We start from the raw sequence: 25,421 nt of genomic DNA, 5'->3' as shown, positions 1-25,421 counted from the left end.
TCAGTGTGCCGTAATTCCTTCCCCGTTCACAAACAGATCCACGTAACTCAGTCAATGCAATTTCTCACTCAGGTAAGGCTTACCTAACAGAATGGCGGCCGAGCACGGCGAACAACAGGACGGACAGCGCGAACAGGCCGAGCATGACTGTGGCCATCGGCACCGCCGAGCCCGATCCGGCGAGGCCGACCAGCGGGGCGGCGAACGCGCCCAGCGCGAACTGCAGGACGCCGAGCAACGCCGAGGCGCTGCCCGCGACCTGGGGCGGCTGGCCGGCCAGAGCCAGCGCGCCGGTGCCCGGCAGCACCAGCCCCTGACCGCACATGATCACGAAAAGGCCGGCCACGACGCCCGGCAGCCCGATGCCGGTGACGGCGGCGATCAGCAGCAGGGCGCCGCCCACCACGGAGACGAGCAGGCCGGCGAGAACCAGGCGCTCCGGCGCGAACCGGCCGGCGAGCCGCCCGCCGACCTGGGCCATGAGGGTCAGGCCGAGCGCGTTCAGCCCGAAGATGAGGGAGAACTGCTGCGGCGTGGTCCCGTACACCTCCTGCAGGACGAACGGCGAGCCGGAGATGTAGGCGAACATCGCGGCGAACGCCAGACCCGCGGTGAGCGCGTTGCCCATGAACGACCGGTGGTGCAGCAGAGCCCAGAAGGTGCGCGCGGTGTGCCGCAGGCCGCCGCCCTCCCGGCTGTCGGCGGGCAGGGTCTCGCGCACACCGGGGATCACGGCGAGCAGCAGCGCCAGCCCCATCAGGCTGAGCGCGACGAACACCCCGCGCCACGAGGTGAAGGCCAGCAGCTGGGCGCCCGCGATCGGGGCGAGGATGGGGGCCAGCCCGCTGATGAGCATGAGCGTGGCGAAGATGCGGGCGATGGCGGCGCCCTCGTACAGGTCGCGGACCACGGCCCGGACGATCACCAGGGCGGCGCCGCCGAGGATGCCCTGGAGCAGCCGGAAGGCGATCAGCATCGGCACCGACGGCGCGAACGCGCACAGCAGGGAGGCGATCGCGAAGCCGGCCACGCCGACGATCAGCGGCATCCTGCGCCCGCGCACGTCGCTCACCGGTCCGGCGATCACCTGGCCGACCGAGACGCCGATGAGGCAGGCGGTCAGGGTGAGCTGCACCTGCGCGGGCACGGTGAGCATCTCGGCGGTGATGGCGGGCAGCGCCGGCAGGTACATGTCGATCGAGAGCGGCCCGATGGCCGAAAGGGCGCCCAGGATGAACAGCAGCAGACCGCGGCGGCCTCTTGTTTCCTGGACGGCGACCGTCGCGGCTCCTGCCACGGACATGCGTGAACCCCTCTCCCTCGTGGGTTGTGGCCCACGAGGGCCGAGGGGTCAAACCGAATTTCGGTCCTCCTGATTCCCGGTTATCTGACTTTTCATTCGATTTCATGAAGTTGGATGACGGACAGCGCCGCGCCCTGCGGATCGACGAGCACGCCGAAGCGGCCCGGAGGGGCGTCCATGGAGTCGATGAGCACGTGCGCGCCGAGGCGGCGCGCGGTGGCGACGGTCGTGTCCAGCTCGGCGACCGCGAAGTAGACCATCCAGTGGGACGGCGTCTCGGGCGGGTAGCCCGGCGCCATCTCCATCATCCCGGCGATGCCCTTGCCGCCCACCTGCCACTCGACGTAGTCGACGCCGTCGAGCTCCTGGAGCTGCGGTGTCCAGTCGAAGACCGCCCGGTAGAACCGCTCGGCGGCGGCGACGTCGCGGGTGACGAGCTCGTTCCAGCAGAACGAGACGGGCTCGTTGACCAGCTCGGCGCCGTGGTGGCCGTCCGCCTGCCAGACCGACACGAACGCTCCGTCGGGGCCCTGGAAGACGGCCATCGAGCCCGCGTCGGAGATCCGCGCCGGGTCCATCAGGACGGTGCCGCCGGAGTTCTTGACCCGGTCGGCCGTGGCGGCGGCGTCCTCGGTCGCGACGTAGGTGTTCCAGGCCGGGGTGCCGCCCTCGACGACGACGGGCCCCACGCCGGCGACCTTCCTGCCCTGGTAGGCGAACCGGCCGTAGCGGGGGTCGCCGGTCATCTCCGCTCGCCAGCCGAAGACCTCCCCGTAGAAGCGGACGGACGCCTCGACGTCGGTGCTCGACAGACCCACCCAGCACGGAACGCCTGGTTCGTATCCGCTGCGCTGTGACATGGGAACCTCCTGTGACGCGGACCTCGTCATCAGACTTTCACCCCATTCCGCGACATGCCGGGAAAAGCCCCGTCAATACCTGTCCATAACCGGCCACGGCAGGGCGCGAGCCGGACCGCGCCGGACAGTCCCTAAACTCGACCCATGGATTCCCCAGCCGTCGAGCTCATCGACCTGGTCAAGCGCTACGGCGGCGCTACGGCGGTCGACGGCCTGTCCATGCGCGCCGCGGCCGGCGCGGTCACCGCCGTGCTCGGCCCCAACGGGGCGGGCAAGACGTCCACGATCGAGATCTGCGAGGGCTTCCGCAGGGCCGACTCGGGCACCGTCCGCGTGCTGGGCGAGCCGCCCTCGACGCCGGCGCTGCGACCGCGGGTGGGGGTCATGCTCCAGGCGGGCGGCGTGCCGCCTGCCATGCGCTGCGCCGAGTGGCTGCGCCTGGTCTCCCGCTTCCACGCCCATCCGCTCGATCCGCCGGCCCTGCTGGCCCGGCTCGGCCTGGCCGAGCACGCCCGCACGCCCTTCCGCCGGCTGTCCGGCGGCCAGCAGCAGCGGCTCTCCCTGGCCGCCGCGGTCATCGGCAGGCCCGAGCTGGTCTTCCTCGACGAGCCGACGGCCGGGCTCGACCCGCAGGCCAGGCACGCCTGCTGGGACCTGGTGGGCGAGCTGCGCGCCGCCGGCGTCTCGGTGGTCCTCACCACGCACCACATGGACGAGGCCGAGCGCCTGGCCGACCAGGTGGTGATCATCGACAGGGGCCGGGTGGTGGCCGAGGGCAGCCCCGCCTCGCTCACCGGGGCCGAGCGCCAGCTGCGCTTCCGCGCCCGGCCCGGCCTGGCGCTGGAGGAGCTGCTCAACGCGCTGCCGGTGGGCAGCGTCGCCAAGGAGTCGCCCGCCGGCCACTACATCATCGAGGGCCAGGTCGATCCCGGGCTGCTGGCCACGGTGACCGCATGGTGCGCGGCCGAGGGCGTCACGGCCGACGACCTGCGGATCGAGCGCCGTACCCTCGAGGACGTCTTCCTCGAACTGACCGGCAGGGAGCTGCGTTGACCACGCTCGACCTCACACCCGCGCCGGGCGCGGCGCCACTGCCACGCATGGTGCTGGCCCAGGCGGGCGCCGAGGTGCGCGCGACGCTGCGCAACGGCGAACAGCTCCTGCTGACGATGATCATCCCGGTGCTGCTGCTCGTCGGCTTCTCACTGGCGCCCCTGATCGACATCGGCGGAGGCAGCCGGGTCGGCTTCCTGACGCCCGGGGTGCTCGCGCTGGCGATCATGTCGACGGCGTTCACCGGTCAGGCGATCGCGACGGGCTTCGAGCGGCGCTACGGCGTGCTCAAGCGGCTGGGCGCCACCCCGTTGTCCCGGCAGGGGCTCATGCTGGCCAAGACGCTGGCCGTGCTCGCCGTGGAGCTGGTCCAGGTCGTGGTGATCGTGACCGTGGCGCTGGCCCTCGGCTGGCGGCCACAGGGCTCGTTCGCGGCCGCGGCGCTGCTGGTCGTGCTGGGCACCGCGGCGTTCAGCGGGCTCGGGCTGCTCATGGCGGGCACGCTGCGGGCCGAGGCGACGCTGGCCGCGGCCAACCTCGTCTACCTGGTGCTGCTGGGCGTGGGCGGGGTGGTGTTCCCGCTGTCGAAGTTCCCGGCGGGCATGCGGTCGGTGCTGGAGCTGCTGCCGATCTCGGCGTTGACCAGCGGGCTGCGCACGGTGCTCGGCGCGGGCGCCCTGCCGCTCGGGGCGGTCGCGGTGCTGGCCGCGTGGGCGGTCGTGTCACTGGGTCTGGCCTCCCGCTTCTTCCGCTGGGAGTGAGCCTTCCTCGGCCGGGAGCGCGCCGTAACGGTGCCTGCCGATGACGGCCACCACCGTCAGCGGCAGCGCCACGGCCGCCGCCACGCCGAACAGCAGCGCGTACCTTCCGTCGCCGGCCACCGGGCCGCCGGCCCAGGAGGAGACCGCGCTGCCGACGAACAGCGCCGCCGCGAAGAAGGCCACGGAGGTGCCCCTGGCCCGCGGCGCCACGGACGTCACCCAGGTCTGCAACGACGAGTGCTTGACTTCCTCCCCACCCCTGAAGGCGGGGACTCCAACCCTCGCAGGTTGGACCTTCCTGCTTCACAGGCGACAGCCGTCCCGGTCAAGGCGAGGGGCAGAGAACTGCCCGACGGTCTTACGTGGTCTCCACAGGCATCACATCCCGCCAGCCCGGCGGTAGACCCGGCGGCTTGCTTCTCACCACCAGACAGGCACACCATAATTGGCTCGCACGGGAGTGCGCTGCCATTTCTCAAACAGCGGCGGTGGTGCCGCCGTGCTGGAGGGCGGGGGCGAGGAACGGCATGACGCCGAGCAGCACGGCGCCCTCCACGAAGGCCAGCACGAAGACCAGCAGGGCCCAGCGATGCCTGAGCACCGTGCCGACGTGCGTGCCGAGCCGGCCGTTCGCGCCGCCGGGCGGCTCGGGCACGCGGCGCAGCCAGATCGCGCAGCCCAGCGCCAGGGCCGCCGGCACGGTGAAGACCACGCGCCAGTCGACCAGGTCGGCCAGCACGCCGCCGAGCCCGGTGGCCGCGGCGGTGCCGAGGGCGGTGGCGCCCATGAGGTCGGTCAGAGCGCGCTGGCGGATCGAGGGCTGGACGGTGTCGCCGACGTAGGTGAGCGAGGTGGGGATCACCGCGCCGAAGCAGGCGCCGGCGACGATCCGGGCGGCGACGAGCGCCCCGAGCGCCGGCATGAGGGCCGAGACGGCTCCGGCGACCGCGGCCCCGAGCAGGGCGGCCCGCATCACCGGCACCCGCCCGAAACGGTCGGACAGCACGCCCCCACAGCGGTTGCGACAGTCCGTAGGCGAGGAAGTAGCCGCTGGCCGCCACCACGGCCGCGGCCAGCGGCACGTGCAGGTCGAGCGCGATCAGGACCAGCATCGGGCTCACGGCGAACCGGTCGAAGCTGCTGACGAAGGACGCCACGGACAGGGCGAGCGGTGGCCGGGAGAGCGTGATGGGCGGGGCGAGTGCCGTCATGCCTCCATGGTGGGGGGACCACGGCAGCTGATCCAGATGCCCGGTAGTACCACCCTAAGTGCAGATATGTCGGTCGCGCTGACTACCCTCTAACGGATACCTGCCCCTGAGGAGTCCCGTGACCACCGCCTTCGCCCTCGACGATCCGCTGGATCGCGGCTCCAGCCTGCCCCGGCCCGGTAGCCTGCTGCGTACGGCGGCCGACTCGATCCCGCCGTCCGGGCTGGTGCTGCTGGCGATCTTCTCCGTGCAGCTGGGCGCGGGGTTCGCCAAGGAGCTGTTCGCGGCGCTGCCGCCGAGCGCGGTGGTGTTCGTGCGCATCGCGGCGGGCGCGCTGATCATGGCCGTGGTGGCCCGCCCGAAACTGAAGGGCATGTCCTGGCGCGACTGGGCGGTGGGGCTGACCTTCGGCGCGACGCTCGCGCTGATGAACCTGTCGTTCTACGAGGCGCTGGCCAGGTTGCCGCTGGGCGTCGCGGTGGCCATCGAGTTCCTCGGGCCGCTCGGCGTCGCCGTGGCGGCGTCGCGGCGACGGCTGGACCTGGTCTGGATCGGGCTCGCGGGCCTGGGCGTGGCGCTGCTCGCGCCGTGGGGCGAGTCGGAGACGACGAGCTGGGTGGGCATCGGCTTCGCCCTGGTGGCCGGCGCCTGCTGGGCGGCCTACATCCTGCTGTCGGCCGCGGCGGGCCGGCGCTTCCCCGGCACTTCGGGGCTGTCGATCGCGATGATCATCTCGGCGCTGCTGATCGCGCCCGTGGGCGTCACGACGGGCGGCGCGAGCCTGCTCCAGCCGGAGCTGCTGCTGATCGGCGTGGGCGTGGGGCTGCTGTCGTCGGTGATCCCGTACTCGCTGGAGCTGCAGGCGCTGCGGCGGATGCCCAAGCACGTCTTCGGCATCCTGATGAGCATGGAACCCGCGGCGGCCGCGCTGATCGGCGTGCTGGTGCTGAGCGAGATGCTGCAGGTCCAGCAGTGGGCGGCCATCGTCTGCATCGTGGCCGCCAGCCTCGGCTCCACGCGGACGCCGCGCACGCCCCGGCCGAGCCGGTCGGCTCCGTCAGGTTGACGGCGAGCCCGCCCAGATGCCGCGTACGTGATGGATGTGCTCGGCCATGAGCCGGCCCACGGCCCTCTGGTCGCCGCGGGCCAGGGCGTCGAGCAGGGCCAGGTGCTCGCGCGCCGAGTCGGGCAGCCCGCCGCGCGCGACCAGCTGTGACAGGCCGTAGAGCCGGGCCCGGTTGCGCAGGTCCCTGACCACGGCCACCAGGTGGTCGTTGCCCGACAGGGCCAGCAGCTCCACGTGGAAGCGCAGGTCGGCGTCGACGTAGCCGAGCAGGTCGGCTCGCTCGGCGGCGGCCACGATCTCCTCGGCGAGCGGCCGGAGCCGCTCGAAGTCGGCCGCCCGCGAGGCGTCGGCCAGGCGGGTCACGGTCGGCACCTCGATCAGCCGCCGGATCTCGGTCAGCTCGTCGAGATCCCGGTCGGACAGCTCGGTCACCCGGAAGCCCTTGTTGCGGACGGCCTCGACCAGGCCCTCCTTGGCCAGGTCGAGCATCGCCTCGCGGACCGGCGTGGCGGAGACGCCGAACTGCTGGGCCAGCATCGGCGCGGAGTAGACCACGCCGGGCCGCATCTCGCCGGCGATCAGCGCGGCGCGGAGCGCGTGCGCCACCTGCTCGCGCAGGCTCTGCCGCTCCCCCACCATCGGCAGGTCGAGCCGGTCAGCCATCCGCTCATCCCTTCCCTGCGTTCCACGCTTCGTAGGCGGCGGCCGCGACCACCAGGTCCTCCCAGGCCATGCCCGTGCCCTTGAACACACGAGGCCCGGGACCGCTGCGAACCCGGCCGGCGATCAGATCGGCGAGGTTTCCGGCAAGATGACCAGTGGTGATCGTACCGTGGCGGATCGGGACGACCACATCGCCTGCTTCGGCCAACGCGGCCGACCTGGCCTCGACGACCACGGTGGCCCGGGCGATCAGGTCACCGTCGAGCTCTCGGGCGTCAGGCTCATGCGAGCCGATCGCGACGACGGTGGCGCCGTCGCGGGGCAGCTTACCGGGGAACAACGGCTCCCTGGCGGTCGTGCAGCAGGCGATGAGGTCGGCCCGCGACAGCGCCTCCGCGAGCTCCTCCCGCGCGGCGCGGTCGCCGCCCCACGCCCCGCCGCGCAGGGCCCGCGTGGTCAGCCCGCGGGCGCGGCAGCGGGCCGCGAAGTCCTCCAGGCGGCCGGGGTCGCGGCCGACGACGGTCACGCGCTCGACCGGCCGCACCGCGCCGAGCGCGACGACGTGCCCCCACGCCTGCGGGCCGGTGCCGAACACTACCAGCTCGCGGGCGTCCGGGCCGGCCAGATGCCGGACGGCGAGCGCGGAGACGGCCGGGGTGCGCGACGAGGTGAGCGCGCTGCCGTCCAGGGTAGCCAGCGGGGCCAGGGTGTCGCCGTCGAACAGCAGGTAGGTGCCCTGGATCCGGGGCAGGCCACGCCCCGGGTTGCCGGGCGCGACGGTGACGGCCTTGATCCCGGCGTACCGGCCCGCCGCGGCGGGCATCAGCAGGAGCTGCCCGGCGGGCAGCTCGACCACCGGCCGCCGCGGCGTCGCCTCGGGATCGAGGCCGGCCCGCAGGGCGTCCTCCAGGATCTGTACGGCACGCGCCACGGGCACCAGGCGCTCGATGGCGGCGGCGTCGAGATGGTCCATGACCGGCATCAACGCAGGGTGAATCCGGTGCCGACGGGGTCGGCGGGATCGAGCTCGAAGACGTGCCTGCCGGTGCGGTAGGCCATGCCCTCGATCTCGGGGACGACGCCGTCGCCGCTCACCCGGGTGACCCGGGCCCGAAAGACGCTGCCGACGATGCTCTCGTGCACGAGCGGCTCGCGCACGCCCTGGTCGTGCAGCAGCGCGAGCCGGGCGGCGGTGCCGGAGCCGCACGGCGAGCGGTCCACCTCGCCGTCGGCGAAGACGGTGACGTTGCGCTGGCGGACGTGGCCGTCGCCGCCGGGCAGCTCGTCGTAGAAGATCACGCCGTAGACGCCGGACAGCCGGTCGTCGCCCGGGTGCCGGGTGGCCGGATGCCCGGCGAGATCCGCCTTGATCCGGCGGCCGTGGGTGATCAGCTCGGTCAGGTACTCCGGCTCGACCGCCAGGCCGAGCGCCCCGGCCGGCACGGAGGCGTAGATCGCCCCGCCGTACGACAGGTCGGCCTCGACTCCGGCGGCGGGGACGGCGCGGGCGATCACGTACGACGGGACGCTGACGAACGTGACGGAGCGGACGCGGCCACCGGAGCAGCGCACCCGGGCGGTGACGCGGCCTGACGGCACGTCCACGACCACGTCGGTGTCGCCGTCGGGATCGGCCTCGACCAGGCCCTCCTGGACGGCGTGCACGCCGAGCGCGATCGTGCCGTGGCCGCAGGCGGTGGAGTAGCCGTCCTTGTGCCAGAACAGCGCGCCCAGGTGGGCGCCGTCGTCGTCGGGCGGGACCACGAAGCAGCCGTACATGTCGGCGTGGCCGCGCGGCTCGTGGCAGAGCAGCCGCCGCACCCGGTCGATCTCCGGGGCGCTCGCGGCGGCGCGGCGGTCGAGCACCGTGGCGCCGGGAATGGCGGGCACGCCCGCGGTGACGATCCGGAACGGCTCGCCGCCGGTGTGGTAGTCGACGGTGGTGACGGTCACAGCTCGAACCCTTCGGGGAACGGGTCGCGCGGGTCGAGGAAGTACTGGGCGGTGCCGGTCAGCCAGGCGCGGCCGGTGATCGACGGCACCACGGCGGGCGCGCCGCCGACCGTGGTCTCCTCCAGCAGCCGGCCGACGAAGCGGGTGCCGATGAACGACTCGTTGACGAAGTCGCGGCCCAGCGGGAGCTCGCCGCGGGCGTGCAGCTGGGCCATCCGGGCGCTGGTACCGGTGCCGCAGGGCGAGCGGTCGAACCAGCCGGGGTGGATCGCCATCGCGTGGCGCGAGCGGTGGGCGTCGGAGCCGGGAGCCGCGAAGTAGACGTGGTGGCAGCCCCGGATGCGGTCGTCCTCGCGGTGGACCGGCTCGTCGGCCGCGTTGATCGCCTTCATCGTGGCCAGCCCGGCGGCCAGGATCTCGTTCTTGGCCGCGCGGTCGAACGGCAGGTCGTAGGAGTCGAGGCCGACGATCGCGTAGAAGTTGCCGCCGTAGGCCAGGTCGTAGCGGATCTCGCCGTACCCCGGCACGGTCACCGAGGCGTCGAGCCGGTCGCTGTAGGAGGGCACGTTGCGCAGCGTCACGGCGGTGGCCCTGCCGTCCTGAACGGCCACGTCGACCACGACGAGCCCGGCGGGCACCTCCAGCCGCACGGTGGTGACGGGCTCGACGACCTCCACCATGCCGGTCTCGACCAGGACGGTGGCGACGCCGATGGTGCCGTGGCCGCACATCGGCAGCAGCCCGGACACCTCGATGAACAGCACGCCCCAGTCGGCGTCGGGCCGGGTGGGCGGCTGCAGGATGGCGCCGCTCATGGCGGCGTGGCCGCGCGGCTCGTTCATCAGCAGCCTGCGGAGGTGGTCGAGGTGGTCACGGAAGTGGACGCGCCGTTCGGCCATGCTGGCGCCGGGGATCACGCCGACGCCGCCGACGACGACCCGCGTGGGCATGCCCTCGGTGTGCGAGTCGACGGCGTGGAAGACCCGCCCGGTCCTCATCGCAGCCCCTCCGCCAGGACCTTCTCCGTGGCGGCGCGGACGGCCGCGGCCTGCTCGTCCGTCAGCGGGGCGCGGGGCTGCCTGCAGGGGCCGCCGTGCCGTCCCGCCAGATCCATGGACAGCTTGATGGCCTGGACGAACTCGGTCTTGGAGTCCCAGCGCAGCAGCGGGTGCAGCGTGCGGTAGAGGGGCAGCGCGGTGTCCAGGTCGCCGGCCAGCGCGGCCCGGTAGAGCGCCACGCTGGAGGCGGGCAGCGCGTTGGGGTAGCCGGCGATCCAGCCGACGGCTCCGGCCAGCGCCAGTTCGAGCAGCACGTCGTCGGACCCGATCAGCAGGTCGAGCCGGGGAGCCAGCTCGGCCAGCTCGTAGGCCCGGCGCGGGTCGCCGGTGAACTCCTTCACCGCCACGATCAGGCCCTCCTCGGACAGCCGGGCGAGCAGGGCGGGCGTCAGGTCCACCTTGGTGTCGTAGGGGTTGTTGTACGCCACGATGGGCACCCCTGCCCTGGCCACCTCGCGGTAGTGCTCCATCACGGCCCGATCGTCGGCCCGGTAGGCGTTGGGCGGCAGCAGCAGCACCGATCCGCAGCCCGCCTCGCCCGCCTGCTCGGCCCAGCGCCGCGACTCGGCCGCGCCGTACGCGCCGACGCCCGGCATCACCTGGGCCCCGCCGACGGCCTCGACGGCGGTCAGCACCACCCTGGCCCGTTCCTCGGCGGTGAGTGTCTGGTACTCGCCCAGCGAGCCGTTGGGCACCACGCCGTCGCAGCCGCCCGCGGTCAGCCAGCGGCAGTGCTCGGCGTAGCCATCGAAGTCGACGGACAGGTCGTCGCGGAGCGGGAGGGCGGTGGCGACCATGACGCCCTGCCACGGCTTGACGCGTTCGATCACGGCAGATCCTTCCAGGAGAGGGGTTGGGGTGGCTCGGCCAGGGTGCCGAGGCTGACGGGCTGGACGACGGGGCGGCGCGGCGGGCCGGGCGGTTCACCGGCCAGGCGGGCGACGGCGTAGCCGCAGACGCGGCCCTGGCACCAGCCCATCCCGGGCCTGGCCAGCAGCTTGACCGAGCGGGCGTCGGTGGCGCCGAGCCGCAGCGCCTCGCGGATCCGGCCGAGCGGCACCTCCTCGCACCGGCACACCAGGGTGTCGTCGCGCAGCCATCCCCGCCAGCCCGGCCGGACCGGGTACGCCTCCTGCAGCGCCCGGCCGAACGCCCGCAGCCGTCCGCGCCGGCGGATCAGCCCCTCCGTCACCCGCCCGGCGGCCGGGGCGTCCGGGGCGGCATGAGCGGCGATGGCCAGGCCCGCGATGCGTCCTTCGAGCTCGGCGAGCCGCCACCCGCCGACGCCGGTGGGCTCACCGGCCGCCCAGACGCCCTCCACCGAGGTGCGCTGCGCGCCGTCCACGGCCAGGACAGGGCTGCCGTCCACGTCGGCGCGCGTGTCGCAGCCGAGCTGGACGCCGAGGTCGATCTGGGGCACGAAGCCGTACCCCACGGCCAGCGTGTCGCAGGCGATCCGGCGGGTGGCCAGCACGTTCCAGTCGCGGTCGAGCCGGGCCACCGTGACGGCCTCCAGCTCGCGCTCGCCGTGCGCCGCGACCACGGCCCGGCGGGTCCGGTACGGCACGCGGTGCCGGGCCAGGGCCAGCGCGTACCCCGCGGCCTCCCCGGCCCTGGCCAACGCCGGCAGCGGGTGGCGGGCCAGGCCGAGGCCGCCGTTGGCCTCGAACACGCCGAGCACCCGCGCTCCGGCCCCGGCCAGGCCGGCGCCGACGGGCAGCAGGAACGGGCCGGTCCCGGCCACGACGATCCGCCGGCCGGCCACCACGCCGTCGCCCTTGAGCAGCGCCTGGGCACCACCCGCCGTGAGCACCCCGGGCAGGTCCCAGCCGGGGAACGGCAGCGCCCGGTCGTGGGCGCCGGTGGCGATGAGCAGGCCGCGGCACCGGACGGTGACGGCGCCGCCGCCGGGGGCCAGGCAGTGCACGACCAGGTCATCGTCACGGCTCACGGCCCACACCTGGTGCCTGAGCAGCACCCGGGCCTGCCGGTCGAGGGCGCGCGCCTGGCGTACGAAACGGTCGAACCCCGCTGTGCCGGGCCGTACGGCGACGGCGGGATGGCGGAAGTACTGGCCGCCGAGCCGCGCGCCGGAGTCGAGGAGCACGACGCGCAGCCCCCGCCGGGCCGCCGTGAGGGCGCCCGCCACCCCGGCCGGCCCGCCGCCGACCACCACGACGTCGCAGGTCACCGGATCCGAGCCGGGCTGACCGGACATGGACCGCGCCGGAGACCCCGAGTTCGGGCCTGGGGAGGAGGTCAAGACGTGGTCACCTCGTCTCCGGGCCGGGCGTCCAGCAGGCAGGCGCGTTCCGGCGGGCGGCCGTTCACGCTGACCAGGCAGTCGAAGCAGATCCCGATCCCGCAGAAGAGCCCGCGCGGCCGGCCGCCGAGGCGGGTGGTGCGCCACGAGCGGACGCCCGCCGCGTGCAGGGCCGCGCCGATCGTCTGGCCGCGCGTCACGGGCACGGGCCGGCCGTCGACGGTGATCTGGAAGGCGTCGCTCACGCCGGCTCCTCGAATCGGTCGGGGCGAAGGGCGGGTTCGAATCGGTCGGGGCGGAAGGGGCGCAGGTCCAGCTCGGGGCGCCGGCCGGTGAGAACCTGGGCGAGCAGGTGACCGCTCGCCGGCGCGAGCCCGATGCCCGCGCCCTCGTGGCCGCACGCGTGGTAGAGCCCGGGAGCGCGTGGATCCGGGCCGATCACCGGCAGATGGTCGGGGCAGTACGGCCGGAACCCGCAGTAGGACCTGATGACCCGCACGTCGCGCAGGGCCGGGAACAGGGCGACGGCCTGCGCGGCCAGCCGGGACAGCACCGGCACCGACGTCGTGCGGTCGAAGCCGACCCGTTCCCTGCTGGCCCCGATGAGCACGGTCCCGGCAGGGGTGCCCTCGACGACGGCCGAGGTCTCCAGGCCGGCCGCGTCGCTGGCCACGTTCGTCACGTAGGCGGCGGTGTAGACCTTGTGCCGGACCAGCGGCCGGTGCAGCGGCTCGGTGACCAGGATGAACCCGCGCCGGGGCAGGATGGGCAGCTCGACGCCGGCCAGCGCGGCGATCTCGCCGCCCCAGGTGCCGGCCGCGTTGATCACCGCGTCGCCGGTCAGGTCGCCCCGGTCGGTGCGCACGCCGGTCACCCGGTCGCCGGAGCGGGTGAATCCGGTCACGGTGACGCCGGTGCGCAGCCGGATGGAGCCGTGGCCGAGCAGCCGGGCGGCGGCCAGCATGGGCTGCACCTGGGCGTCCTGCGGGTAGTGCACACCGCCGGCCAGCCCACCGGCCAGATGCGGCTCGTAGCCGCGCAGGTCCTCGCCCGCCACCACGGTGTGCTCGACACCGTGCGCCGCGGTCAGCGCGGCCAGTGCGGCCAGCCGCCGCTGGATCTCCGGGGTCTCGGCGACGACCAGGCCGCCCTTGGGCTCGTACTCGAAGCCGCCGGGCCCGGCGTCCTCGGCGAGCGCGCGCCACAGGCGGCGGGACAGCACGGCGAGGTCCAGTTCGGGGCCGGGTTCCTTGTCGGAGACCAGGACGTTGCCCTCGCCCGCGCCGGTCGTGCCGCCGGCGACGGGACCGCGGTCGAGCACGGTCACGTCGAGTCCGGCGTGCGCCGCGTAGTGGGCGCACGCCGCGCCGACCACTCCGGCGCCGATGACGATCAGGTCCGGCATCACACCTCCGCCAGTAACATGTCACATACTTTTACGTTTGAGAAGATGCCGGAGAAGCCCGCCGGGCGAGCCCGTTCCCGGTGGCGGGACCGGCCGGGCAGGCCCATACCATCGATGTCGTGAAGCTACCCACCGACCGTTCCCACCCGCTCACCCGGTTCCTGCTCTCGTTCTGGGCGCCCACCGCCCGGTCGATGGGAGGCTGGGCGATCGCGGCCGTGGTGGTCAACGCGGGCATCACGGTGACGGGCGCCGCCGTCCGGGTCACCGGCTCCGGGCTCGGCTGCCCGACCTGGCCGAAGTGCACACCCGACAGCTTCGTGCCCGTCCCGCACCCCGAGGTCTCGCCGATCAACATGGCGGTCGAGTTCGGCAACCGGCTGCTCACCTTCCTCGTGCTCGCGGTGGGCTTCGCCTGCGTGGTCGCCGCCTGGCGGCTGGTCCCGCGCCGCCGTTCCGTGCTCCTGCTCGCCCTGCTGCAGCCGGTGGGCATCGTCGCCCAGGCGCTCTGGGGCGGCCTGGTGGTGCGCACCATGCTCAACCCGTTCACAGTCGGCATGCACTTCCTGCTCTCGACCGGGCTGATCGCGGCGTCCTGGATGCTCTACCGGCGCGCGTCCGAGGGCGACGGACCGGCGCGCGACCTGGTCCACCGCGACCTCCGCCGTCTCGGCCACGTCCTGGTCGCGGCGGTGTTCGCGCTGATCGTCGCCGGGGTGGTGGTGACCGGCACCGGCCCGCACTCGGGTGACGTGCTGGCCTCGCGGTTCGACCTCGACATCGAGGACATGGCGCGGCTGCACGCCGACCTCGTCTACCTGGTGGTCGGGCTGACCTTCGCGCTGCTGCTCGCGCTGCGCGTGTCCGACGCGCCACGACCCGCCCGCCGTGCGGCGCTGGCCCTGCTCGTGATCGAGCTGGCCCAGGGCGTGATCGGCTACACCCAGTACTTCCTGGCCGTGCCCGCGTTCCTGGTGGGGCTGCACGTGCTCGGCTCGACCCTGGTCTGGATCGCCACGTTGCGCACCGTCACCTCGCTGCGCGCCCGGGGCGCTCCGCCGGCTGAGGCCCGCCCCTCCCCCGCCGAAATGGCCGCCACAGCCTGAGCCGCTATGCCACGCTATGGGGAGATACGTCGGCCACTCCCCCACCGAGGCGAGGTCCCGTTTGCGGTTGTTCGTCCGCCCCTCTCGCGCCGCTCTCCGACGCTCCTACCAGGGCCTGGTGCTGCTCAGCGTGCTCGCCCTGGCACCGATGACCTGGGCCTGGCTCGCCAGCTCGGGCCACCGCGTGGTCGCCGGCACCGACGGCTGGCTGGCCCGGGTGCCCGGCTCGCAGGCCGCCCTGGTGCTCGGCGCCGGCCTGTACGGCGGGCGGCCCTCGCCCATGCTGGCCGACAGGCTCGACGTCGCCGCCGAGCTCTACCACACGGGCAAGGTCAGGGCACTGCTGCTGTCGGGCGACAACAGCCGCGCCGACTACGACGAGCCGACGGCCATGCGCGACCACCTGCGGGCCAAGGGGGTGCCCGACGCGGTGATGGTGCTCGACTACGCCGGGTTCGACACCTGGGACTCGTGCGTGCGGGCCCGTGAGGTCTTCGGAGCCGAGCGGGTGACCGTGGTGACCCAGCAGTTCCACCTGCCCAGGGCGGTGACGCTGTGCCGTACGGCGGGGCTCGACGCCTTCGGCGTGGGCGACGACTCGAGCAGGCGGTGGGCCGCCACCACCTACCAGTACGCCGCCCGCGAACTCGCCGCGACGGCCAAGGGCTTCGCCGACGCGCTCCTGCTGCGCTCCGACCCGGTCTTCCCGGGCCCGCGTGAGACGTCGCTCACCACGATCCTGGCCCGCAGCCCGCACCCGGGAACACCCGGGCCGTAGTGCCGGGCGGGCCGGGCCGCGCCGAGGGTCGTGCCCTCAGCTCGGCGCGCCCGGGGCGTAGCCCGGCGGCGGCATGCCACGGGCCGCGGCCCGCAGGTGGGCCGGCGGGACTGGGAAGTCGGCCCGCGCGACGCTCATGCATTCGAGCAGGGCGCGCTGCTCCTCGTGGAAGGTGTGCTCGTCGACCATCCGGCGGGCGGCCCGCTCGTGCAGCAGGCCCAGCTCGGTCGCGGCCAGCTGGTAGTCCTTCATCGCCCGCAGCCCCCGCTTGCCGCCGTGGGCCTTGGCCCACTGCCTGGCCTGGCGGCGCCGCTCCAGGCCCGACAGCATGTGGATGTCGGCCCTGTTGACCAGCTTGGTCGGCTCGTACGGCGGCAGGTAGCGCTGGATGAGCGCGACGATCCGCCGCCGGTCGCGGAAGACCACCATGATCAGCACGATGAGCACGACCATCAGCGCCAGGTAGGCGATCACGAGACCGGGGAAGCCGCCGTAGGAGACCAGGCCGTTCCACAGGCCGTGCAGCACCATCGCCCCCACCCAGCCGGCCATGACGTAGAACACCCGCTCGGGCCCGTGACGCTGGGCGGCGTAGGCGACGGCCACGCCGATCATCGAGGTGAACAACGGGTGCGCGAACGGCGACAGCAGGCCGCGCAGCACCACGGTGACGGCCAGCCCCATCGCGCCCTGCTCGGAGTTGAGGGCGGCGACGTAGTAGCTGACGTTCTCGCTCATGGCGAAGCCGAGGCCGACCATGCTGGCGTAGATGACGCCGTCGGTGGGCCCGTCGAGCTCGGCCCGGCGGTACTTGAGCAGCCCCAGCAGCACCAGGCCCTTCATCGTCTCCTCGACCACGGGCGCGCCGAAGGTGGCCGCGATGTTGCGCGCGCTCGGCTCCGACAGCTTGGCCGTGTCGATGATGTAGTGCAGGTTGAGCGAGTTGATGACGCCCGCGACGAGCACCGCGATGCCCGCCCCCCAGGCGAAGGCGAACACCAGGTCGCCGCGCGGCTCCGGCTCCATGCGGTCGAGCGCCAGCACGGCGGCCAGCAGCAGCGGCACCGGCGCCAGGGCGAGACCGAGCGCGATGAAGAACTGCACCGGCGCGCCGTTGAGCACGTCGAAGGAGAAGGAGACGAGAGCGCAGATGCCGGTCGCGACCAGCCCGATGATCAACGTGAACGACGGGCGGTCCTTCAACACCCAGCGTGGATCACGGGACGCCATACGGTGACTGTAACGGATCAAAAAGAAGCTGTCCCATCGAGCCGGCGAGGCCGGCGGGCCCGCGCGGGAGCGGACTCAGGCCAGCAGCGGGTCGATCGCCACGGCCAGGAAGAGCAGCGCCAGATAGGCGTTGGACCAGTGGAAGAAGCGCATCGGGCGTAGCTCCACACCGGTCAGGCCCGAGTTGAGGCGGCCCAGCAGGCGGTGCACCTCCCACAGGCACAACGCGCCGAGCACGGCGGCCACGGCCGGGTAGAACAGCGTGGTGCCGGCCACCGGCCAGAGCGCGAGGGAGCAGAGCACGGTGGCCCAGGTGTAGGCGATCGACTCCAGGATCACCCGGCGCTCGGTGGCGACCACCGGCAGCATCGGCACCTCGGCCGCCGCGTAATCGTCCTTGTAGCGCATCGCCAGGGTCCAGGTGTGCGGCGGGGTCCAGAAGAACACCACGCCGAACAGCACCAGCGGCGCCCAGTCGAGCCGCTCGGTGATGCCCGCCCAGCCGATCAGCACCGGCATGCAGCCGGCGATGCCGCCCCACACGATGTTCTGGGCGGTGCGTCGCTTGAGGATCATCGAGTAGACGAGGACGTAGAACAGGATCGCCCCGGTTGACAGCACCGCGGCGAGCCAGTTGGTCGTCAGCCAGAGCCCGAGTGTCGACAGAACTCCGAGCACGACGCCGAAGACGAGCGCGCCCTTCGGCGACACCTGGTGCCGGGCCAGCGGCCGGCGCCTGGTGCGGCGCATCTTCTGGTCGATGTCGCGATCCACGTAGCAGTTGAGCGCGTTGGCGCTGCCCGCCGACAGGGTGCCGAACACCATCACCCAGATCGACGTCCAGAGCGGGGGCAGGCCGCCCGCCGCGAGGAACATCACCGGCAGGGTGGTGATGAGGAGCAGCTCGATGATCCGCGGCTTGGTGAGGGCGATGTAGGCCTTGACGACCGTGCCGATCGTCCGCGGCTCCTCGGCCGCGGTGGCGGGGGCCGTCGTCTGCCTGTTCGTCAGCACCGTCAAGGCGCTTCCAGCACGTGCGGAGTCAACGCGTAACCTCTGAATAGAGCGGATCCGTGGGTGGGCGCCGTGACGCCTCTGCGAACAACCAAACTGTAGTCGCAGGGACGGCCGGTCCGGCCAATGGGGGGCTTCGGCCATCCACGGACCCGCATGAGTGGAGGGGGAATCGATCGCCGGCTCCACTCGGTTAGGGTCCGGTGTGGGCGGGATACGCCAACCGGCAGCATCAATGACAACTAGATTCCGGAGACCGAGCACTTGAGCACCGAACTCGTGCCAGCCCTCGAATGGACCGACCTCGACAAGAAGGCGGTCGACGTCGTTCGAGCCCTGGCGATGGACGCAGTGGAGAAGGCGGGCTCGGGTCACCCCGGCACCGCCATGAGCCTGGCCCCCGCCGCATATCTGTTGTTCCAGCGTACGATGCGCCACGACCCGACGGATCCCACGTGGATCGGGCGTGACCGCTTCGTGCTGTCGTGCGGGCACACCAGCCTGACGCTGTACATCCAGTTGTTCCTGTCGGGCTACGGCCTCGACCTGGACGACCTCAAGCGGCTGCGCCAGTGGGACAGCGTGACGCCCGGTCACCCCGAGCACGGGCACACGGCCGGCGTGGAGACCACCACGGGGCCGCTCGGCCAGGGCCTCGGCAACGCGGTCGGCATGGCGATGGCGGCCCGGCGCGAGCGCGGGCTGTTCGATCCCGACACCGCTCCCGGCGCCTCGCCGTTCGACCACCACATCTGGTGCTTCGTCAGCGACGGCGACATCGAGGAGGGCGTCAGCCACGAGGTCAGCGCCCTCGCCGGCCACCAGAAGCTGGGCAACCTGACCGTCGTCTACGACGACAACCACATCTCCATCGAGGACGACACGCTGATCGCCAAGTCCGAGGACGTGGTCAAGCGGTACGAGGCCTACGGCTGGCAGACGCTCAAGGTCGACTGGACCCAGACGGGCGAGTACGTCGAGGACGTGGCGGCCCTGCACGCCGCCCTGGAGGAGTCGCGCGCCGAGACCGACAGGCCGACCTTCATCCGGCTGCGCACGATCATCGGCTGGCCCGCGCCCAACAAGCAGAACACCGGCAAGATCCACGGCAGCGCCCTCGGCGCCGACGAGGTCGCCGCCACCAAGACCATCCTCGGCATGGACCCGGCGCAGAGCTTCGAGGTCCCCGGCGACGTGCTCGACCACAGCCGGGACGTGGCGCGGCGCGGTCACGAGGCCCACGTCGAGTGGGAGAAGTCCTACACCGCCTGGCGCCAGGCCAACCCGGAGCGCGCGGCCGAGCTCGACCGCATCTCGCGTCACGAGCTGCCCGGCGGCTGGGCCTCGGCGCTGCCGTCGTTCGAGCCGGGCGCCTCCATGGCCACCCGCAAGGCCTCCGGCGAGGTGCTCAGCGCGCTGGCCCCGGTGCTGCCCGAGCTGTGGGGCGGCTCGGCCGACCTGGCCGAGTCCAACAACACCACGATGAAGGGCGAGCCGTCCTTCATCCCGGAGGAGTACCAAACCAAGGAGTTCCCCGGCAACCGCTTCGGCCGCACCCTGCACTTCGGCATCCGTGAGCACGGCATGGGGGCCATCCTCAACGGCATCGCCCTGCACGGGGGCACCCGCCCCTACGGCGGCACGTTCCTGGTCTTCTCCGACTACATGCGCCCGTCCGTGCGCCTGGCGGCGCTGATGAAGCTGCCGGTCATCTACGTGTGGACGCACGACTCGATCGGCCTCGGCGAGGACGGCCCGACCCACCAGCCGATCGAGCACCTGTGGGCGCTGCGCGCGATCCCCGGCCTCGACGTGGTGCGCCCCGGTGACGCCAACGAGACGGCCCACGCCTGGAAGGCGGTGCTGGAGCACAGCGACAGGCCCGCGGCACTGGCCCTGACCAGGCAGAACCTCCCGGTCTTCGAGGGCACCAGCGCCGACGGCGTGGCCCGCGGCGGCTACATCCTGCACGAGGCGTCCGACGCCCGGCCGCAGGTGATCCTGATCGCCACCGGCAGCGAGGTGGAGGTGGCCGTCAACGCCCGCGAGCTGCTGGAGGCGCAGGGCGTCCCGACACGGGTCGTGTCGATGCCGTGTGTCGAGTGGTTCCACGGGCAGGACATCGCCTACAGGCAGACCGTCCTGCCGTCGGAGGTCAAGGCGCGGGTCGCGGTCGAGGCCGGGGTGGCCCTTGGCTGGCGGGAGTTCGTCGGCGAGTGCGGCGAAGTGGTCGGCCTCGAACACTTCGGCGCCTCCGCGCCGTACAGGACGCTGTACGAACAGTTCGGCCTGACGGCCGAGCGCGTGGCGGCGGCGGCCAGGTCGAGCCTGGCCAAGCTGGGTCACGACAAGGGCGAGACGACGGGAAACTGAACTATGAGTGAGATCCTCAACAAGCTGTCCGGCCAGGGTGTGTCCATCTGGCTCGACGACATCAGCCGCGAGCGGCTGCGCACGGGCGACCTTGAGCAGCTGATCCGCGAGAAGAACGTGGTCGGGGTCACCTCCAATCCGACGATCTTCGCCAGTGCCCTCAGCAAGGGCGACGCCTACGACACGCAGATGCACGACCTGGCCGTGCGCGGCGTCGACGTCGGCGAGGCGGTGCGCTCCATCACCACCTACGACATCCGGTGGGCGGCCGACGTGCTGCGTCCGGTCTACGACGCCACCGGCGGCACCGACGGCCGCGTCTCGCTGGAGGTCGACCCGCGCCTGGCCCGCGACAGCGACAAGACCATCGCCGAGGCGCGCGCGCTGTGGTGGCTGGTCGACCGGCCCAACCTGTTCATCAAGATCCCGGCGACCCTGGAGGGCCTGCCGGCGATCACCCAGGCGATCAGCGAGGGCATCAGCGTCAACGTCACACTGATCTTCTCGCTGGAGCGCTACCGCCAGGTCATGGACGCCTGGCTGGCCGGCCTGGAGGCCGCGCGGGCCAAGGGGCTCGACCTGGCCACGATCGAGTCGGTGGCCTCGTTCTTCGTCAGCCGCGTCGACAGCGAGATCGACAAGCGGCTCGACGGGCTCGGCCGGCCCGAGCTCAAGGGCAAGGCGGCCGTCGCCAACGCCCGCCTGGCCTACGCGGCCTTCGAGGACGTGATGAACTCCGAGCGCTGGCAGGCGCTGCGCGCCGCGGGCGCCCGCCCGCAGCGTCCGCTCTGGGCCTCGACCGGCGTCAAGAACCCCGACTACGCCGACACGATGTACGTCGACGAGCTCGTCGCCCCGGGCACGGTCAACACCATGCCGGAGAAGACGCTCGACGCGGTCGCCGACCACGGCCAGATCTCGGGCGACACCATCCGGCCCTTCTACGAGCAGGCCTGGAACATCATGGCCGAGCTCAAGGAGGCCGGCGTCGACTACGACGACGTCGTCCGGGTGCTCGAGGACGAGGGTGTGGACAAGTTCGAGGCGTCCTGGAACGAGCTGCTGGAGAGCGTCACCAAGAACCTGGTCCCTTGATGGAGGTCACCTACCGCGACCAGGAGGTGGCCGACTCGGCCGCCTCCGTCGCGGAGCGGCTCGTCGCCGAAGGCGTGCCCGCCCGGCTCGCCGGCGGCGATCCCACACTGTGGGGGGAGGACGCCGCGCCGGTCGCGGCCGCCCGGCTGGGCTGGCTCGCGCTGCCGCGCGCGTCCCGGGAGCTGCTGCCCGAGCTCGCGGCGCTGGCGCGGCGCGCCCGCGCCGACGGGCTCACCAACGTGGTGCTGGCCGGGCTGGGCGGCTCGTCGCCGGCGGCCGAGGTGATCTGCGCCTCCGCCGACGCGCCGCTGACCGTTCTCGACACGACCGACCCCGGCCAGGTGCGCCGGGCGCTGGCCGAGGGTCTCGACTCCACGATGCTGGTCGTGGCCGGCACGAGCGGCGCGTCGGTCGAGACCGAGGCCCTGCTGCGGGTCTACGAGCGGGCCTTCCTCGACGCCGGCCTCGACCCCGCCACGCGCGTGACGGTCGTCGCCGACCCCGGCTCCCCGCTGGAGCGACCGGCGGCCGAGTCGGGCTACCACCTGATCCCGGCCGCGCCCGGCGTGGGCGGCCGCTACTCCGCGCTGTCGGCGTTCGGCCTGGTGCCGAGTGCGCTGGCGGGCGCCGACGCGGGCAGGCTGCTGGACGAGGCCGCCGAGGTGCTGCCCCTGCTGTCGAAGGACACCGGCAACCCGGGGCTCGACCTCGGCGCGGCGCTCGGCGGCGCGGCCCTCACCGGCCGCGACAAGCTGCTCATGGACGACCGGCTGTCGGCCGCCACCGGGCTGCCCGACTGGATCGAGCAGCTGGTCGCCGGGTCGACCGGCAAACGCGGCCGGGGCATCCTGCCCGTAGTCGGCGGCGAGCCGCGGGGCACCGGCGACGAGCTGCTCGTCGCCTTCGACGCGGACGACGGCGACGTCCGGGTGGACGGGCCGCTCGGCGCGCAGTTCCTGGTCTGGCAGTACGCCACGGCCGTCGCCGGGCTGGTGCTCGGCGTCGACCCGTTCGACGAGCCCAACATCGCCGAGTCCACGGCCGCCACCGGCAGGCTGCTGACCCTGCCCACGCTGCCGGTGGGCGAACCGGTGCTGGTCGACGGCCCCGTCGAGGTCTACGGCCACACCCGGGCCAAGGATCTGCCCGGCGTGCTGACCGAGCTGCTGCGGTCGGTGCCCGACGGCGGCTACCTGGCCGTGACGGCCTACCTCGACCGGCTGGCCGCCTTCGACGCGCCGGTGGCTGAGGGCGCCGACTTCGAGCAGATGACCGACGCGTGGATGGCGGCCGACGCGGCCACGCTGCGGCCACTGCTCGCCCTGCGCACCAACCGGCCCGTGACGTTCGGCTGGGGCCCGCGTTTCGCGCGCTCCACCGGGCAATACCACAGGGGAGGTCCCCAGAACGGGGTCTTCCTGCAGGTCACCGGCGCCGTGGCCGACGACGTGGCGGTGCCCGGCAGGCCCTACACCCTGGGCACGCTCCAGCTGGCCCAGGCGCTCGGCGACCTCGACGCGCTGGAGCACCGCGGGCGGCCCGCCGTACGCGTGCATCTGACCGACCGCGCGGCGGGAGTCGCGCACCTGCTCGCAGCCGCACAGGAGGCTTGAGATGACAGACCCGGGAGCGCCCGCCCCCGAGGCCGCGACCATCGCGTCGGCCGTGGCGGCCACGTCCACGACACTGGAGGTGGAGGAGGCCAACCCGTTGCGCGACCCGCGGGACAAACGGTTGCCACGGGTGGCGGGGCCGTGCGTCATGGTGCTGTTCGGCGTGACGGGAGACCTGGCCAAGCGCAAGCTGCTGCCGGCGATCTACGACCTGGGCAACCGGGGGCTGCTGCCGCCGGGGTTCTCGCTCGTCGGGTTCGCCCGCCGTGACTGGAAGGACCAGGACTTCGCCCGGCTCACGCACGACGCCGTCAAGGCGCACGCGCGGACACCGTTCCGCGAGGAGGTCTGGAAACAGATCTGCGAGGGCATCCACTTCGTGCCCGGAGAGTTCTCCGACGACGGCGCGTTCGACGCGCTGGCGATGGCCCTGAAGGAGATCGACGAGACCCGCGGCACCGGCGGAAACTACGCGTTCTACCTGTCCGTGCCGCCGAAGTTCTTCCCCGTGGTGGTCGAGCAGCTCAAGCGCACCGGCGTGGCCGAGGCGCCGCCCGGGTCGTGGCGCCGGGTGGTCATCGAGAAGCCCTTCGGCCACGACCTGCAGTCGGCCCACCAGCTCAACGAGATCACCACCTCGGCCTTTCCCGAGAGCTCGATCTTCCGGATCGACCACTACCTGGGCAAGGAGACGGTCCAGAACATCCTGGCGCTGCGGTTCGCCAACAACCTCTACGAGCCGATCTGGAACCGCGGCTTCGTCGACCATGTGCAGATCACCATGGCCGAGGACATCGGCATCGGCGGCCGGGCCGGCTACTACGACGGCATCGGCGCGGCCCGCGACGTGATCCAGAACCACCTGCTCCAGCTGCTCGCCCTGGTGGCCATGGAGGACCCGACGTCCTTCGACGCCTCGGCGCTGCGCCGCGAGAAGGAGAAGGTGTTCAAGGCGGTGCGGCTGCCGTCCGACCTGGCGGCCAACACCGCGCGCGGACAGTACGCCGCGGGCTGGCAGGGCGGTGAGAAGGTCGTCGGCTATCTGCAGGAGGAGGGCATCCCGGCCGACTCCATCACCGAGACCTACGCGGCCGTCAAGCTGGAGATCGCCAACCGGCGCTGGGCGGGCGTGCCGTTCTACCTGCGCACCGGCAAGCGGCTGGGCCGCCGCGTGACCGAGGTGGCCGTGGTGTTCCAGCGGGCGCCGCACCTGCCGTTCTCCAAGGACGACACCGAGATCCTGGGCCAGAACGCCCTGGTCATCAGGGTGCAGCCGGACGAGGGCATCACGGTGCGGTTCGGCTCCAAGGTGCCGGGCACCCAGATGGAGGTGCGCGACGTGTCGATGGACTTCGCCTACGGCGAGTCGTTCATGGAGTCCTCGCCCGAGGCGTACGAACGGCTGCTGCTGGACGTGATGATCGGCGACCCGCCGCTCTTCCCGCACCAGCGCGAGGTCGAGCTGTCGTGGAAGATCCTCGACCCGATCGAGGATCTGTGGGCCACGCTGGGCCAGCCCGAGCCCTATCCGGCGGGCTCGTGGGGGCCGCCGACGGCGGACGCGATGATGGCACGCGACGGCCGCGTGTGGAGGAGGCTCTAGTGGGCGAGCGGAGCGGGGCGACGACACCGGCGAAGGAGCGCGCATGACGACCTTCATGCTGGCCGACACGACGGCCGGGAAGATCTCGTCCCAGCTCATGATGCTGCGGCACCAGATGGGCGCGCCCGCCGTCGGCATGGTGCTGACGCTGGTCGTGGTCTGCGAGGAGCGCGACCAGTACGACTCGCTGCGCGCGGCCACCGAGGCGGCGCGCGAGCACCCGTCGCGCATCCTCGTGGTGATCAGCCGCGAGACCGACGAACAGACCCGTCTCGACGCGGAGCTGCGCATCGGCGAGTCCACGCCGGGCGAGGTCGTGGTGCTGCGCCTGTACGGCGAGCTGACCCGGCACGCCGACTCGGTGGTCAGCCCGCTGCTGCTGCCCGACACGCCGGTCGTGGTGTGGTGGCCGGGTGAGGCGCCCACGGTGCCGTCCAAGGACCCGGTCGGGATGCTGGGCCAGCGGCGCATCACCGACGCGCGGCGCGCGGCCGGCGACGGCACCAAGGCGCTGGCCACCAGGGCCAAGGGGTACGCCCCCGGCGACACCGACCTGGCCTGGGCCCGGCTGACGCAGTGGCGCAGCCTGCTGGCGGCCGCGTTCGACCAGCCCGTGGGCAAGGTGCGCAAGGGTCTGGTCGAGGCGTCGCCCGGCAATCCGAGCGCCCCGCTCATGGCGGCCTGGCTGTCGGAGCGCCTCGGCGCGCCGGTCAAGGTCGCCGACTCCGCCGGGCCAGGGCTCACCTGCGTGCGGCTGACCGTGGCCGACGGCGATCTCTCGGTGGCCAGGAGCGACGCCAGGCTGGCCACACTGTCGCGGCCGGGGCAGCCCGATCGCAACGTCGCGCTGGCCCGGCGGCACACCTCGGAGCTCCTGGCCGAGGAGCTGCGGCGGCTCGACTCCGACGAGACCTACGCGGCGGCGGTCAAGCGGCTGGCCCGCTCGTACAAGCCCGATTCGAGTAAGTCCGACCCGAGTAAGCCCTGACCCGATCGGGCCCTGTCCTGGTCAA

The 25,421-nt window shown here is 72.8% G+C and carries 24 protein-coding genes; 10 read left to right on the top strand and 14 right to left on the bottom strand.

Translation table 11 applies throughout. From position 1 onward, the window contains the following. Positions 1-79 precede the first annotated feature (79 nt). A complete protein-coding gene (locus tag AC5L3X_RS16900; RefSeq protein ID WP_494857886.1) occupies positions 80-1,303 on the bottom strand; it encodes a multidrug effflux MFS transporter in 1,224 nt (407 codons plus the stop codon). 92 nt (positions 1,304-1,395) lie between these two features. Beyond that, the gene (locus AC5L3X_RS16895) at positions 1,396-2,163 is read right to left on the bottom strand and encodes a VOC family protein (RefSeq protein WP_494857884.1); all 768 of its coding nucleotides are present in this window, start codon (positions 2,161-2,163) and stop codon (positions 1,396-1,398) included. Between the two features lie 144 nt (positions 2,164-2,307). Here AC5L3X_RS16895 and AC5L3X_RS16890 point away from each other — a divergent pair, with 144 nt between their 5' ends. Beyond that, positions 2,308-3,216 (top strand): ABC transporter ATP-binding protein, encoded by a 909-nt coding sequence (locus tag AC5L3X_RS16890; RefSeq protein ID WP_494857882.1) that lies wholly within the window; start codon positions 2,308-2,310, stop codon positions 3,214-3,216. 47 nt (positions 3,217-3,263) lie between these two features. Then, positions 3,264-3,977, top strand: a complete 714-nt coding sequence (locus AC5L3X_RS16885; protein WP_494858202.1) for an ABC transporter permease — start codon at positions 3,264-3,266, stop codon at positions 3,975-3,977. Here the strand turns inward: AC5L3X_RS16885 and AC5L3X_RS16880 are convergent. Both AC5L3X_RS16880 and AC5L3X_RS16875 read right to left on the bottom strand, forming a co-directional pair. Further along, complete coding sequence (locus AC5L3X_RS16880) at positions 3,939-4,208, bottom strand: hypothetical protein (protein WP_494857880.1); 270 nt, start codon at positions 4,206-4,208, stop codon at positions 3,939-3,941. The two genes, AC5L3X_RS16885 and AC5L3X_RS16880, sit on opposite strands and share 39 nt — an antisense overlap. A gap of 244 nt (positions 4,209-4,452) precedes the next feature. Further along, positions 4,453-4,983, bottom strand: coding sequence for an MFS transporter (locus AC5L3X_RS16875; RefSeq protein ID WP_494857878.1), 531 nt, complete (start codon positions 4,981-4,983; stop codon positions 4,453-4,455). Positions 4,984-5,306: 323 nt separating this feature from the next. Here AC5L3X_RS16875 and AC5L3X_RS16870 point away from each other — a divergent pair, with 323 nt between their 5' ends. After that, positions 5,307-6,254, top strand: coding sequence for an EamA family transporter (locus AC5L3X_RS16870; protein WP_494857876.1), 948 nt, complete (start codon positions 5,307-5,309; stop codon positions 6,252-6,254). On the opposite strand, the gene AC5L3X_RS16865 is transcribed toward AC5L3X_RS16870, so the two are convergent. Genes AC5L3X_RS16865 through AC5L3X_RS16830 form a run of 8 tightly spaced genes read right to left on the bottom strand, consistent with a single transcriptional unit; the run spans position 6,246 to position 13,596 of the window. After that, a complete protein-coding gene (locus AC5L3X_RS16865; RefSeq protein ID WP_494857875.1) occupies positions 6,246-6,917 on the bottom strand; it encodes a GntR family transcriptional regulator in 672 nt (223 codons plus the stop codon). The two genes, AC5L3X_RS16870 and AC5L3X_RS16865, sit on opposite strands and share 9 nt — an antisense overlap. A 4-nt stretch (positions 6,918-6,921) precedes the next feature. Beyond that, positions 6,922-7,899, bottom strand: coding sequence for an ornithine cyclodeaminase family protein (locus AC5L3X_RS16860; protein ID WP_494857873.1), 978 nt, complete (start codon positions 7,897-7,899; stop codon positions 6,922-6,924). Beyond that, positions 7,899-8,870 carry a proline racemase family protein gene (locus AC5L3X_RS16855; protein WP_494857871.1) on the bottom strand — a complete coding sequence of 324 codons (972 nt, stop codon included), beginning with the start codon at positions 8,868-8,870 and terminating at the stop codon, positions 7,899-7,901. The genes AC5L3X_RS16860 and AC5L3X_RS16855 overlap by 1 nt, the downstream gene beginning before the upstream one ends. Then, positions 8,867-9,868, bottom strand: coding sequence for a proline racemase family protein (locus AC5L3X_RS16850; protein ID WP_494857869.1), 1,002 nt, complete (start codon positions 9,866-9,868; stop codon positions 8,867-8,869). The genes AC5L3X_RS16855 and AC5L3X_RS16850 overlap by 4 nt, the downstream gene beginning before the upstream one ends. Further along, complete coding sequence (locus AC5L3X_RS16845) at positions 9,865-10,758, bottom strand: dihydrodipicolinate synthase family protein (protein WP_494857867.1); 894 nt, start codon at positions 10,756-10,758, stop codon at positions 9,865-9,867. Before AC5L3X_RS16845 ends, AC5L3X_RS16850 begins: the two co-directional genes overlap by 4 nt. Next, the gene (locus tag AC5L3X_RS16840; RefSeq protein WP_494857865.1) at positions 10,755-12,146 is read right to left on the bottom strand and encodes an FAD-dependent oxidoreductase; all 1,392 of its coding nucleotides are present in this window, start codon (positions 12,144-12,146) and stop codon (positions 10,755-10,757) included. The genes AC5L3X_RS16845 and AC5L3X_RS16840 overlap by 4 nt, the downstream gene beginning before the upstream one ends. A gap of 41 nt (positions 12,147-12,187) precedes the next feature. Next, complete coding sequence (locus AC5L3X_RS16835) at positions 12,188-12,436, bottom strand: (2Fe-2S)-binding protein (protein WP_225263760.1); 249 nt, start codon at positions 12,434-12,436, stop codon at positions 12,188-12,190. Beyond that, positions 12,433-13,596 carry an NAD(P)/FAD-dependent oxidoreductase gene (locus AC5L3X_RS16830; RefSeq protein WP_494857863.1) on the bottom strand — a complete coding sequence of 388 codons (1,164 nt, stop codon included), beginning with the start codon at positions 13,594-13,596 and terminating at the stop codon, positions 12,433-12,435. Before AC5L3X_RS16830 ends, AC5L3X_RS16835 begins: the two co-directional genes overlap by 4 nt. 119 nt (positions 13,597-13,715) lie before the next feature. On the opposite strand from AC5L3X_RS16830, the gene AC5L3X_RS16825 reads away from it, so the two are divergent. Together AC5L3X_RS16825 and AC5L3X_RS16820 are read left to right on the top strand one after the other, a co-directional pair. After that, positions 13,716-14,702, top strand: a complete 987-nt coding sequence (locus tag AC5L3X_RS16825) for a COX15/CtaA family protein (protein WP_494857861.1) — start codon at positions 13,716-13,718, stop codon at positions 14,700-14,702. Between the two features lie 61 nt (positions 14,703-14,763). Next, positions 14,764-15,480, top strand: a complete 717-nt coding sequence (locus AC5L3X_RS16820; protein ID WP_494857859.1) for a SanA/YdcF family protein — start codon at positions 14,764-14,766, stop codon at positions 15,478-15,480. Between the two features lie 36 nt (positions 15,481-15,516). Here the strand turns inward: AC5L3X_RS16820 and AC5L3X_RS16815 are convergent, their stop codons facing one another. Beyond that, entirely contained in the window at positions 15,517-16,710 is a 1,194-nt protein-coding gene (locus AC5L3X_RS16815) for a PrsW family intramembrane metalloprotease (protein WP_494857857.1), read from the bottom strand. Positions 16,711-16,785: 75 nt separating this feature from the next. Then, positions 16,786-17,730 carry a heme o synthase gene (locus AC5L3X_RS16810; RefSeq protein ID WP_494857855.1) on the bottom strand — a complete coding sequence of 315 codons (945 nt, stop codon included), beginning with the start codon at positions 17,728-17,730 and terminating at the stop codon, positions 16,786-16,788. Between the two features lie 336 nt (positions 17,731-18,066). Here AC5L3X_RS16810 and tkt point away from each other — a divergent pair, with 336 nt between their 5' ends. The 5 genes from tkt to AC5L3X_RS16785 are packed head-to-tail and all read left to right on the top strand — an operon-like array spanning position 18,067 to position 25,396. After that, positions 18,067-20,097 carry a transketolase gene (gene tkt / locus AC5L3X_RS16805; protein ID WP_494858201.1) on the top strand — a complete coding sequence of 677 codons (2,031 nt, stop codon included), beginning with the start codon at positions 18,067-18,069 and terminating at the stop codon, positions 20,095-20,097. A gap of 3 nt (positions 20,098-20,100) precedes the next feature. Further along, a complete protein-coding gene (tal, locus tag AC5L3X_RS16800) occupies positions 20,101-21,192 on the top strand; it encodes a transaldolase (RefSeq protein WP_494857854.1) in 1,092 nt (363 codons plus the stop codon). Then, on the top strand, positions 21,192-22,805 hold the full coding sequence (locus AC5L3X_RS16795) for a glucose-6-phosphate isomerase (RefSeq protein ID WP_494858200.1): 1,614 nt from the start codon (positions 21,192-21,194) through the stop codon (positions 22,803-22,805). Before tal ends, AC5L3X_RS16795 begins: the two co-directional genes overlap by 1 nt. Before the next feature lies 1 nt (position 22,806). Next, complete coding sequence (zwf, locus tag AC5L3X_RS16790) at positions 22,807-24,408, top strand: glucose-6-phosphate dehydrogenase (RefSeq protein ID WP_225263755.1); 1,602 nt, start codon at positions 22,807-22,809, stop codon at positions 24,406-24,408. Between the two features lie 43 nt (positions 24,409-24,451). Then, positions 24,452-25,396 carry a glucose-6-phosphate dehydrogenase assembly protein OpcA gene (locus AC5L3X_RS16785; RefSeq protein ID WP_494857853.1) on the top strand — a complete coding sequence of 315 codons (945 nt, stop codon included), beginning with the start codon at positions 24,452-24,454 and terminating at the stop codon, positions 25,394-25,396. Positions 25,397-25,421: the final 25 nt, after the last annotated feature.

This window comes from Nonomuraea sp. CX421, assembly GCF_059358955.1.
The sequence above is the reverse complement of the archived record's forward strand: the minus strand, read 5'-3'. Positions and strand labels throughout refer to the sequence as shown.

Bases quoted from the DNA above. Each gene is read 5' to 3' on its own strand.
- AC5L3X_RS16815 (WP_494857857.1), bottom strand. From the start codon at position 16,710: ATGGCGTCCCGTGATCCACGCTGGGTGTTGAAGGACCGCCCGTCGTTC.
- AC5L3X_RS16860 (WP_494857873.1), bottom strand. From the start codon at position 7,899: ATGCCGGTCATGGACCATCTCGACGCCGCCGCCATCGAGCGCCTGGTG.
- AC5L3X_RS16885 (WP_494858202.1), top strand. From the start codon at position 3,264: ATGGTGCTGGCCCAGGCGGGCGCCGAGGTGCGCGCGACGCTGCGCAAC.
- zwf (WP_225263755.1), top strand. From the start codon at position 22,807: ATGACAGACCCGGGAGCGCCCGCCCCCGAGGCCGCGACCATCGCGTCG.
- AC5L3X_RS16900 (WP_494857886.1), bottom strand. From the start codon at position 1,303: ATGTCCGTGGCAGGAGCCGCGACGGTCGCCGTCCAGGAAACAAGAGGC.
- AC5L3X_RS16890 (WP_494857882.1), top strand. From the start codon at position 2,308: ATGGATTCCCCAGCCGTCGAGCTCATCGACCTGGTCAAGCGCTACGGC.
- AC5L3X_RS16785 (WP_494857853.1), top strand. From the start codon at position 24,452: ATGACGACCTTCATGCTGGCCGACACGACGGCCGGGAAGATCTCGTCC.
- AC5L3X_RS16840 (WP_494857865.1), bottom strand. From the start codon at position 12,146: ATGTCCGGTCAGCCCGGCTCGGATCCGGTGACCTGCGACGTCGTGGTG.
- tkt (WP_494858201.1), top strand. From the start codon at position 18,067: ATGGACGCAGTGGAGAAGGCGGGCTCGGGTCACCCCGGCACCGCCATG.
- AC5L3X_RS16865 (WP_494857875.1), bottom strand. From the start codon at position 6,917: ATGGCTGACCGGCTCGACCTGCCGATGGTGGGGGAGCGGCAGAGCCTG.
- AC5L3X_RS16850 (WP_494857869.1), bottom strand. From the start codon at position 9,868: ATGAGGACCGGGCGGGTCTTCCACGCCGTCGACTCGCACACCGAGGGC.
- AC5L3X_RS16830 (WP_494857863.1), bottom strand. From the start codon at position 13,596: ATGCCGGACCTGATCGTCATCGGCGCCGGAGTGGTCGGCGCGGCGTGC.
- tal (WP_494857854.1), top strand. From the start codon at position 20,101: ATGAGTGAGATCCTCAACAAGCTGTCCGGCCAGGGTGTGTCCATCTGG.
- AC5L3X_RS16895 (WP_494857884.1), bottom strand. From the start codon at position 2,163: ATGTCACAGCGCAGCGGATACGAACCAGGCGTTCCGTGCTGGGTGGGT.
- AC5L3X_RS16795 (WP_494858200.1), top strand. From the start codon at position 21,192: ATGGAGGTCACCTACCGCGACCAGGAGGTGGCCGACTCGGCCGCCTCC.